A 9,859-nucleotide genomic window follows, 5' to 3' on the forward strand; every position below is an offset into this window, starting at 1 on the left:
TCGTACTGGTCCTCTCACTCCAGGCGGTCCGTGGCCAGCCGCCACACCGGCGAAGCCCCGCCGCGGCTGACCGTCACAGCAGACCGAACAGGCCCAGCCCCGCCGCTCGTGGCCGCACGTCCTCGTCCAGGGCGGTGAATGCCTGACGGAACGCCGTCGGCAACGGCGTGCCGGTGAAGGTTCGTTCGTAGGTGTCGGCCAGCAGGGCACCCGCGACGCGGTCGTCGACGTCCCACAGGCCGCCGATCACCGTGGACGCGCCGGCGACCAGGCAGCCCACCGACGCCGTGGTGGTGTCCCGGGACAGCGGGGCGCGGGCCGACCAGCAGCAGCCGAGCACCACCACCGGCGGGAGCCGCATCGACAGCAACGCGGCGGGCGACTGGGTGCCGTCCGGCACCATCATCCGGTACTCGAGGCCGTCGCCGCTGCTGCCGTGCACGGCGACGGTCAGCAGGTCGACCTCGTCCTCGATCAGGCACTGTCCGAGCTCGTCGATTGAGTGAACCCGGCGGAAGTCGATGACACCGCGGTCGGCGAGGTCCGACAGCGCGGTCAGCTCCAGTGTCGCGCCCTCCAGGGACTCGTCAAAGACGCCGACGACCCGGGGGTGTGCCGACAGCGACGGCGGCCGCATGCGGCGGGCCGCCGCGACGGACGGGACCACCGCCAGCTCGGCCACGTCACCGGGAGCGAGCCGTGGCCAGGGCAGCTGCCAGGCGTTGGTGTCCGGGACGACCAGCACGCGACGGCATGACGCCGGGAGGTCCGCGAACAGGTCGCCGGACAGCGTGGTGAGATCGGCGCGGTTCTCCGACGGGCGCCCGATCATCTCGAACACGGTCGGGCCGATGTGGACCCGGCGGGTCCGGACCTCGGTCGCGCCGGGCGGCACGGTGCACACCATCGCCGTGGGGCCGTCGTCGGTGTCGATCAGGTGCGTCCAGACGACCGCTGTGTCCAGGAAGGGCACGTCCTCGGCGGTGGTCAGTTCCGGTGTCCTCCTGAGGAAGTCGACGAGTGTGAGATCCGCGGCCGCCGTCGTGCCCGCCACCGGTCTGTGCTCCCGGTGGTCGACGGCCACCCCGGTGCGGAACTCGCCGATGAGGTCGGCGACGCACACGGCGGCCGGTCCGCGCGGGTCCACCTCGAACGCCTTGCCGAGTAACCAGATGAGCAGCATGTCCGTCTCGGGCCGCGACCGCGCCAGCGCCACGTTGTCCGCCGCCAGCCGCCGCGCGCACGCCAGCAGCGACGGCCCGTCCTCGAGGTGACCGGCTTCGAGACGGGCTCCTTCCGAGACCACCCGGAAGGTCGCCCGGAGGTGGTCCGAGTTCGGTGTCCTGGTCAGCTCGTCGTAGTAGTCGGCGGCGGCGGCCCAGTCACGGCGGTCCATCGCGGCCGCGGCCCGGTCCTCGAGCGCCGCGTCGCCGTACTCGCCAGAGCCACGCAGGTCACGGTTGGCCCGTTCCCTGTCCCACTGCGCGTTGGCCGCCGCATAGGCCGGATCCTTGCGCGTCATCCGGGACACGAGCCGGCCGGCCGTCGTCATCGACGCCTCGCAGTCGTCCATGCGTCCCGCCGCCTTGCTGAGCTGGCCCTCGAACATTGCGTGAATGGCCTGGTAGCCGGTCGAGAGCGGGATCGTCGCGAACCGGTCGACCACCCGCTGCAGCAGCGGCAGGTTCCCGGCGGCGAACGTGGCCTTCGCGGCCGCGGTGAGCACCGCACCCCGGTCGACCCGCCGCGAGAGCAGGTCGAACTCGACGAGCAGCGCGCGGATGACCGCGTCGGGGACCCGTTGCGGCAGCTGGTGGAACCGGACGGACGCGCACGCGGACAGCAGGTAGAACACGCACAGGTCCGGTGCGGCGGGCTTCAGCTCGGCGGCGAGGCTCCGCGTCCGGTGTGCCTCGTTGTCGTAGCCCCTGTCGGCGAAGTGCCGAACCACCTCAGCGAGCAGGCTCGACGAGATCACCCGGAAGAGTGTCGAGGACGCCGGCCGGTCCGCGACATGCTCGGCGAGGGTCTTCTCGATGTGCGACAGGGCATCCACGAACACCGGCTCGCGGTCGGCGACCTCGAACAGCCGGGCGACGACCTTCAGATCGTCGACGTCCGCCTCGTCCAGCGCGTCGATCGTCGTCAGGTCGGTGCGGGCGACCGCCTGCCTCGAGAGCCAGCCGAGGAAGCTCATTCCGCCAGGTCCTTGTTGAAGATCGTCCTGCGCAGCAGCCGTTCGATCTGCGCGGTCGAGGTGTCCGGCGTGATCGGGATGCGCAGCTGACCGTAGGGGCCCTTGGCCTCCATGTAGTACGGAGCCGAGGAGTTCTCCCGCTTGCGCACGGCCAGCGTCCTGCACTTGTCGGCGAAGTAGGCGACCGTCTGTGGGATCTGGAGCAGGGACACCGTGGTCGCGCCCCCGGTCGCGAACGACGCGATGACCTCCCAGGCACCGCTTCGCCGGCCGGTGGCCGGCTGTGCGTGGCCGTCCGCCACCAACAACGTCGCGAGTTCCTCTGGCACCACGATGTCGATCGACGGCCGGCTCATGAAGCTCCCCACATCACCAGGAATCACGGTCGAGTCGACCATCGCACCGGGTACGGCCGCCGTTACCGGTTGACCTTGCCCCTTGGGAAAGCCACACGATGCGGCGTCATGTGGGTTCCTCCGTCCGGGCCGCCGCGGCGGCTCGCGTTCCTCGTTCTCGTCGACTCCGTGGAGACGGGGTTGTTCCTCACTGTCTCGGCGTTGTTCCTCACCCGGGTGGCCGGGTTGCCGGTGTCGCGGGCGGCGCTCGGCCTGTCGTTCGCGGGTTCGCCGCGCGCCTGGCCGCGATTCCGCTCGGAGTGGCGGGCGACCGGTTCGGTGTTCGTCGGGTGTGGACGGTGTTGCTCGTCGTCCTCGCGGTCGCGTTCGCCGTTTACCCCTTCATACGGTCATTTCCTGCGCTGCTCGCGGTCATGGTCGTCGTGGCGGTGGCCGAGGTCTCCGCCGTCCGCGGCGCCTACCTCGCCGGCGTCGCGGGCCCCGATCTCCGGGTACGAGGCCGTCACCAACGTGGGGTTCGCCGTCGGGGCCGCGGGTGCTGGCGTGGTGCTGCAGGTCGACGTGCCCGCCGGGTACATGGCGCTGCTGCTCGTCAACTCGGCGTCGTTCGCCGCCGGTGTGGTGGTGTTGCTGACCATGCCGGACGTCGCTGCGTCCAGCCGGAGCATCGTGCTGACCGACCGCCGCTACCTGCTGGTCTGTGTGCTCATTACGTACTACGCGCTGCCGACCGTGGCGTTGCCTCTGTGGATCGTGCACCGCACCGAGGCCCCGGCCTGGACGATCGGCGCACTGACGATCCTCAACACGGTTCTCGTCGTGCTCCTGCAGGTCCGGGCCAGCCGCGGCTCGGAGACCGTGCCCGGCGCCGCCCGCCGCGATCCGCCGTTCGGGCGGGCTGCTGGTGGCGTGCCTGCTGTTCGCCGTCAGCGGGCACGTGGTCGCGCTCGTCGCCAGCGTCGTGGTGTTCACCTTCGCCGAGATGCTGCACTCGGCGGAGCCCGGACATCATCGACACCGACGTGGTCGATCGCGTCGCGGAACACCTGAGCGTCGGTTTGGACTACGCCGACGCCAGCGTCGTGCGTTGGGAACCGCTCACCGATGCCCAACTCGCCGGGTGGGCCGGCACCACCACGCTTACTCACGGTTGAGTGCAGTTGAACGACGGTTGGAGGAGTTCTACTGTGTCAACGTAGATCAAGAAGTGCGCTGACCTGCGGGAATATGGCTCTGGCAGGTCGGCGTACGTCTGTTCAGAGCGTCTGAGCGCAGCTCACCGTCGTTCGATGGTCTATCTGGCTCCCAGCTTGCTCCCACAGCCCGCTCCCACGTGCTCCCTCGGTGACCCCGGTTGCGGCCGCTCAGCGGCATGAGAGGACGTTGTGTTCGGCCACACTTGCCCTAGGGCGTTGCGTGTGGCGCGCACTGTTCTTCTGCGCGGGCGAGCCAGGTCAAGTACCAGCGGTCGAACGTGATGCGGCCGTCGTCGTCTGTTTGTGGGGAGATGGGACCGTCGGCGGCTCGGCCGTCGAACCAGATGTGGCCGGCGTCCGGGCCGTTGACCACGAGCAGGTCGTAGTAGCCGCATCCCTGGTGGGCTAGCGGGATGGTGCCATGGGTGTCTGTCTCTTCCCGTTCCTGCAACGTCTGCACCAGTTCCGCGCGCTGGCGCTCGGCCTCGGCGTGAGCGGCTGGGGTGTCGAACTGCCCTGCCTCGAGTTCGGGCACCGAGTCGGGCAGGACAGGCTGGAACGCGTCCCGATGGGGGAACACCGTTCGCAGGTTGAGCCGTTCCGGCCCTCGCCAAGGGTCGCCGACCCAGTGCGCGATCCCGTCAGTCACTCCGAAACCGAGCAGTCCGTAGTTCGGGCCGGCCCCGGCGGCAGCCACCTCGGTCAGGAAACTCCGATACTGGATCGGTAACGTCACTCCGGCTCGTGCTTCCCAGCCACGGAGTTGCTCCTCCGCCAGCGGCGCCGCCAGCGCGAAGCCGTGGTCGGACGCACCGAATATCTTGGACGCACCGCGCCGGCCGGCCAGTACCTCGACTCGCTCCCGCACTCCCGCCCACAACCCACCCACGTCCTTGAGCGTACCGACCTCGAACATCGAAATATCGGTGCGCTCGCTCGTCGGCATGAGCGTGTGTTGCGGGGCCACTCGTGGTCGTCGCGCGCTGTGCGCTGTTGATCGGTCGCTGTCAGCCTCGCGTCGAGGCGATCTCTACCGAGGAACGTCAATAGTAGTCGAGCTGTGAAGGGTGGATCGGCAGGTGCAGTTCAGCGCTCTGAACTGCGGTTTTTCGCGGTTGAGCGCAGTTGGAGCACGGTTGGAAGAGTTCTACTGTGTCAACGTAGATCAAGAAGTGCGCTGACCTGCGCAGATGTGACTCTGGCAGGTCAAGGTACGCTTGTTCGGAGCAGTTGAGCGCAGCTCACTGTCGTTCGATGGCCTATCTGGCTCCCAATTTGCTCCCACAGCCCGCTCCCAAGCGCTCCTCGGGAAGCCCGTTACTGCCGCTCATCTGCTACTTAAGACTGGGCGGCAGGATCGTGTCCGGCCAGACTGTGGTCCAGGTGCTCGGTGAGTCGTTCCCTCTATCGGCTGCCTGCCGGTGTCATTGGTGTGGCTCTCTCATGACATGCGGCTCACCGAGCATCGCGCGGGGAGTGGCTGGAAAGGGGTCTGTTCTGCTCGAAGTAGCGGTGCCCTCCTTGCTGACATCGTCGCGTTGAGGCAAGGAGACCTGGATGCCCGTGATTATCGGGATGGATCCGCATAAGCGTTCTGCAACGATCGAGGTGATCAACGAACTCGGAGACGTGATCACGGCCGGGAAGTTCGGCACTGACCAGTTCGGCTATGCGGAAATGCTGTCGGCCGGGCGCCGGTTCACCGAGCAGATATGGGCGGTGGAGGGCTGCAACGGCGTCGGTCGGCATATCGCGCACCGGCTGGTCCATGAAGGCGAGCCCGTGCTGGACGTGCCGGCGAAACTCTCAGCGCAGGTGCGGGTGTTCGCGACCTGCAACGGCCGCAAGACCGACCCGGTCGACGCGCACTCGGTCGCCTTGGCCGCGTTGCGCGCCCCGAATCTGGTCCGGGTCCAGGCCGATCCCGAGCTGGCCGCAGGCATCATCCTGACCTACCTGACCGACTACCCAGGCCGGAGCTGGCAGCAACGGTGGGACGCCAGTCCGATGGGGCAGGGCCTGCGGTCGTTGTTCTGCCTTCGCGTGATCCAGCCGTCGCTGCTGGCGTTCCGGGTGAACAGTTTCCAGGAGTACGGGAAGTTCTTCGTTGCGGCCCAAGGTGATCCACTGCTGGAGAAGTTCGCCGAGCAGGTCGCCGCGTCTGACTTGTCGTGGGCGCACCGGCGAGAAGCCCTGTTCGACGTGTGCTGCCTGCTCACCGTTCAAGGCGTCAGCTTCGCTGATCTCACCCCGGCCGCGTTGCTGCACTACGGGCACGACACCCGCCGCGCACGCGCGATTCTCCTCCCCGGGAGGAAGGCATCGAACCGGTTCGCTGGCCTGTCGGCCTGGAACATCCTGCACCAGATGGGCCACTTCCCGCCCGAGGCACCGTCCACCATGCGTGCGGCACTGTCCCGTGGCCAGCTCACCATCGAGCAGATGGTCGACCGCTATCCGATCCGCAACCGGTCCGTGCGACAGCTGCTCATCGACTACTTCACCCGCCGGTCCGCCGACACCGACTACGCCTCGATCTCCCACATGGTCCTGGAAGTCGCCCATCACTTCTGGGAGAAGATCGAACGGATCAACCCCGACCAGGCGGACCTGCGTATCGCCCCGGAGGTCTACGCAACCTGGCGGCACATGATCAGCACCCGCGAGGACGGCAAGAACGCCGGCAAGCCACGAGCCGGTGTCGACGGCATCGTGATCTGCGTCCGCAGCTTCTACTACGACCTGCATACCTGGGCCACCGACGAGCCCGAGCGCTGGGCACAGTGGGTCGCACCCTGCCCGATACCACCCAGCGAGATCCGCGGCCTAGGCAAGCGCCGACGCCGGATCAACGAACGCACCGCCGACCGCACCCGCCAGCGCCAACCACTGCTGCCGATCCTGATCCAGCACGTCGAGGACCGCTACGACAAGGCGCGCACGCTTCTCGAACACGCCCGGCAGGCCAAGCCGGGCGAGACATTCATGCTGGACGGACGCTCCTACCAGCGGGTGATCACCAAGAACGACCTTCACAGGCGGCGCCGGTCCGGCGGTCAGAGCCCGGTGCGGGTGCTCGACGAAGCTACCGGCGAGCTGATCCACATCGAGACCGGCGAGGAAGCCGCGTCCTGGGATTGGGCCTGCGTCGAGACGCTGCGTCACTCCGGCGTCCGCATCGAGGAGCTCTGCGAACTGACCCACCTCAGCATCCGCCAATACCGGCGGTCCAACGGAGAAGTCATCGCGCTACTGGTGATCGCACCGTCCAAAACGGACCGGGAGCAGGTCATCCCGATGAGCGCCGAACTGTTTCATGTCATCGCGTCAGTCATCCGCCGCCACACCCAGGCGGGGCGCAGCATCCCGCTGCTGAGCCGTTTCGACCATCACGACAAGGTCTGGAGCGCCCACCTGCCGTTCCTGTTCCAGCGCCGGATCGGGTCCACCGACCGGCTCATCTCCGGCGGCACCGTCCTGAACATGATCAAACGCCGCTGCGCCGAGCTGGCCGAGCAGCACCCGGGCTTCCGCACTACCCGGTTCACGCCCCACGACTTCCGCCGGATCTTCGCCACCGAGCTGGTCAACAGCGGCCTGCCCATCCACATCGGCGCAGCCCTGCTCGGCCACCTCAACATCCAAACCACCCGCGGCTACGTCGCCGTGTTCGACGAGGACATCGTCCGTCACTACGTGGCCTTCCTCGACCACCGCCGCGAGCTCCGACCGATAGAGGAATACCGCGAGGCCACCAGCGAGGAATGGGCCGAGTTCGAGGAACACTTCGACAAACGCAAAGTCGAACTTGGCTCCTGTGGGCGCCCCTACGGCACACCCTGCCAGCACGAACACGCCTGCATCCGCTGCCCCATGCTGCACGTCAACCCGAAGATGCTCGCCCGGCTCGACGAACTCGAAGCCGACCTGCTCGACCGCCGCGCCCGCGCCAACGCCGAAGGATGGGCCGGCGAGATCGAGGGCATCGACATGACCCTGACCTTCCTACGCGCCAAACGCGACGACACCGAACGCCGGACACGGAGACCAGCCGTGGACCTCGGCATACCCCTTCCACCCAGCTTCACCCGCCTGGAGTCCGACTCATGACACCCGAGGCCGCCACCTGGCAAGACCACGTCGAACCTGCGACCGGCCCAACGAGCTACCAGATGATGACCCCGCCACCGACATCGACAGCCCGTCTGGCCGCGCCTTCGATGTTCCAAAGGCGACGCGAGATCGCGGCAACGGTCTCGCCGTGCGAGTCCTGCGGCCGACCGGGGTCCGGATGGGGCGCGACCACCTCGATGTTGGCCCGCAGCAACGCGCATTCGTCCAGGAATCCCGGGACCTCATCCGGCGAGACCGTCAGATCGGCGTCAGCCAGGGCAGGGAAGTACCGGGCGCCCAACGCACGGACCACTTCCGACCCCCAGATCACGGCACGCCAGTACTCCCACCCGGCAAGCTCGGCCCCCATCTCCGGGGTGTCCAGCACCTCAGGCTTGCCATCCTCGCCAACGACGAACACGTGCACCGACAGAGTCACGCTCCAACTGGACCACGCCGACAAGGTCCGAGTCCACCGAAATCAGACCGCCCCGCCTGCCACCCTTCGGATACGACGGCCGCCCGGAGACCGGCGCAGCGCGTCAAACGTGGTGCAGATAAGCACGAGCGAGTACAAGATCGTTCCGCTCAAGAAAGCAGCGCGCGAGCTGCTGGGCTACCCGCATCCGCGCCGGGTGCCGCGCGGCGTGTACGCCGAGCAAGCCATCGGTATCAGCACCGACGAGATCGGCCGTGCCCGCGACTCAGGTGTGCGGTTCCTGCGCAACGTCTTCCCGCTCCTCGATCTCGGGTTCGACCGAAGCCGCTGCCTGGAGTACCTCGATGAACGCGGCTTCGGGGAGACGGTGAAATCCGCCTGTGTCGGTTGCCCGTTCCACGGCAACGCGGGCTGGCGTTGGGTGCGCGACAACGACCCTGACGGCTGGACAGAGGCGGTCGAGTTCGACCGCGCCATCCGCTACGGCTACCCGCACGCCACACGCCAGGGGCAGGAGTTGCGCGGGCAGTACTTCCTGCACCGCTCCTGCCAACCGCTGGACCAGGTCGACCTCGACGCACCCGTCAAGTCGAGAAGCAAGAAGCACCTACGACTGATCACCACCGACTCGGCACACGGCGTTGAGGAAGATGGTGACCCGGATGGCTGCTCGCCGTGGTCGTGCCGTTCAGGCGAGCCGGTCACTGCCACGGAACACGGACACCGTGAGCGTGCGGCATGAGCACCATGAACACTTCACCTCCGCAGCTCACACCGACACAGCCGAGGCGCGAGGGCTGGACGGTGCGCCCGTGGCACGCGGTGCACGCCGCGGCGGCGATGACCGGGTTCCTGGTTTCGGTCGTCGCCTCGAACATCGTCTCGGTGCACTGGCCGCCGATCGTTATCGCTGGATTGGTTGTTCCGGCCGGAACGGTGTTCGCGGGAACAAGCCTGACAGCGCGCGACCTCGTCCACGGCACGCTCGGCGCCTACGGAGTGGCCGTTGGCATCGTGGCCGGGGCAGGGCTGTCTGCCGTGTTTGCCTCACCGCAGATGGCGGCCGCCGGTGTCGTCGCGTTCACCACGTCGGAGATCGTGGACGCGCTGATCTACACGAGGCTGCGTCATCGGTCCCTGCTGGGAGCTGTCGCGGTATCGAACGCGGGCGGGCTCGTGGTCGACAGCGTCCTGTTCGTGCCGTTGGCCTTCGGCGGCTTCACCGCCGTGCCCGGGCAGATCGTCGGCAAAGCACTCGCAACGGTGCTCACCCTTGCCGCCCTTCAGATCGCGACCGTGTTCGCCCGTCGGGCGGTGACACGCACGTGAAGTTCTACCTGGGAATTCACCAACCGTCGTGGCTCGCGCGCGGCCTCGGCGTGCCGTTCCTGGTCAGCCACCGACGCCTGGCAGGCCGCCGCTCGCTTCTACGCGCGAGTAGTTCGTGGGCGCTGGACTCTGGAGGTTCTCCAGCCTGTCTGGAACCGTCTCATTGCTTCACCCAGATGCCAGTTCCGTTGTGGCTCGTTGGGCCTTCCGCAGTGGTTGTTGATCACGG

The 9,859-nt window shown here is 67.7% G+C and carries 8 protein-coding genes and 1 pseudogene; 5 read left to right on the forward strand and 4 right to left on the reverse strand.

Annotation, left to right across the window (positions count from 1 at the left end; genetic code table 11):
• Window positions 1-73 precede the first annotated feature (73 nt).
• Window positions 74-2,197: a CHAT domain-containing protein gene (locus ACIBVP_RS43515; protein ID WP_396112427.1), complete on the reverse strand. Its 2,124-nt coding sequence runs from the start codon at window positions 2,195-2,197 to the stop codon at window positions 74-76.
• On the reverse strand, window positions 2,194-2,553 hold the full coding sequence (locus ACIBVP_RS43520) for a hypothetical protein (protein ID WP_396112428.1): 360 nt from the start codon (window positions 2,551-2,553) through the stop codon (window positions 2,194-2,196). Before ACIBVP_RS43520 ends, ACIBVP_RS43515 begins: the two co-directional genes overlap by 4 nt.
• Before the next feature lie 108 nt (window positions 2,554-2,661).
• Between ACIBVP_RS43520 and ACIBVP_RS43525 the strand changes: the two genes are divergently transcribed.
• The gene (locus ACIBVP_RS43525) at window positions 2,662-3,603 is read left to right on the forward strand and encodes a hypothetical protein (protein ID WP_396112429.1); all 942 of its coding nucleotides are present in this window, start codon (window positions 2,662-2,664) and stop codon (window positions 3,601-3,603) included.
• A gap of 354 nt (window positions 3,604-3,957) precedes the next feature.
• Here ACIBVP_RS43525 and ACIBVP_RS43530 read toward each other — a convergent pair whose 3' ends face one another.
• Window positions 3,958-4,695, reverse strand: a complete 738-nt coding sequence (locus ACIBVP_RS43530) for a hypothetical protein (RefSeq protein WP_396112430.1) — start codon at window positions 4,693-4,695, stop codon at window positions 3,958-3,960.
• Between the two features lie 611 nt (window positions 4,696-5,306).
• Here ACIBVP_RS43530 and ACIBVP_RS43535 point away from each other — a divergent pair.
• Window positions 5,307-7,859 carry a tyrosine-type recombinase/integrase gene (locus ACIBVP_RS43535; RefSeq protein ID WP_396112431.1) on the forward strand — a complete coding sequence of 851 codons (2,553 nt, stop codon included), beginning with the start codon at window positions 5,307-5,309 and terminating at the stop codon, window positions 7,857-7,859.
• A gap of 55 nt (window positions 7,860-7,914) precedes the next feature.
• Here the strand turns inward: ACIBVP_RS43535 and ACIBVP_RS43540 are convergent, their stop codons facing one another.
• Complete coding sequence (locus ACIBVP_RS43540; RefSeq protein WP_396112432.1) at window positions 7,915-8,301, reverse strand: hypothetical protein; 387 nt, start codon at window positions 8,299-8,301, stop codon at window positions 7,915-7,917.
• Window positions 8,302-8,410: 109 nt separating this feature from the next.
• Between ACIBVP_RS43540 and ACIBVP_RS43545 the strand changes: the two genes are divergently transcribed.
• The 3 genes and pseudogenes from ACIBVP_RS43545 to ACIBVP_RS43555 all read left to right on the forward strand — a co-directional run.
• Window positions 8,411-9,043: a hypothetical protein gene (locus ACIBVP_RS43545; protein WP_396112433.1), complete on the forward strand. Its 633-nt coding sequence runs from the start codon at window positions 8,411-8,413 to the stop codon at window positions 9,041-9,043.
• A complete protein-coding gene (locus ACIBVP_RS43550; RefSeq protein WP_396112434.1) occupies window positions 9,040-9,630 on the forward strand; it encodes a VUT family protein in 591 nt (196 codons plus the stop codon). Before ACIBVP_RS43545 ends, ACIBVP_RS43550 begins: the two co-directional genes overlap by 4 nt.
• Window positions 9,627-9,859, forward strand: a pseudogene (locus ACIBVP_RS43555) (hypothetical protein); the annotation flags it as partial. The gene ACIBVP_RS43550 and the pseudogene ACIBVP_RS43555, both read left to right, overlap by 4 nt.

The organism is Actinophytocola sp. NPDC049390, assembly GCF_044466355.1.
Classification (GTDB): Bacteria; Actinomycetota; Actinomycetes; order Mycobacteriales; family Pseudonocardiaceae; genus Actinophytocola.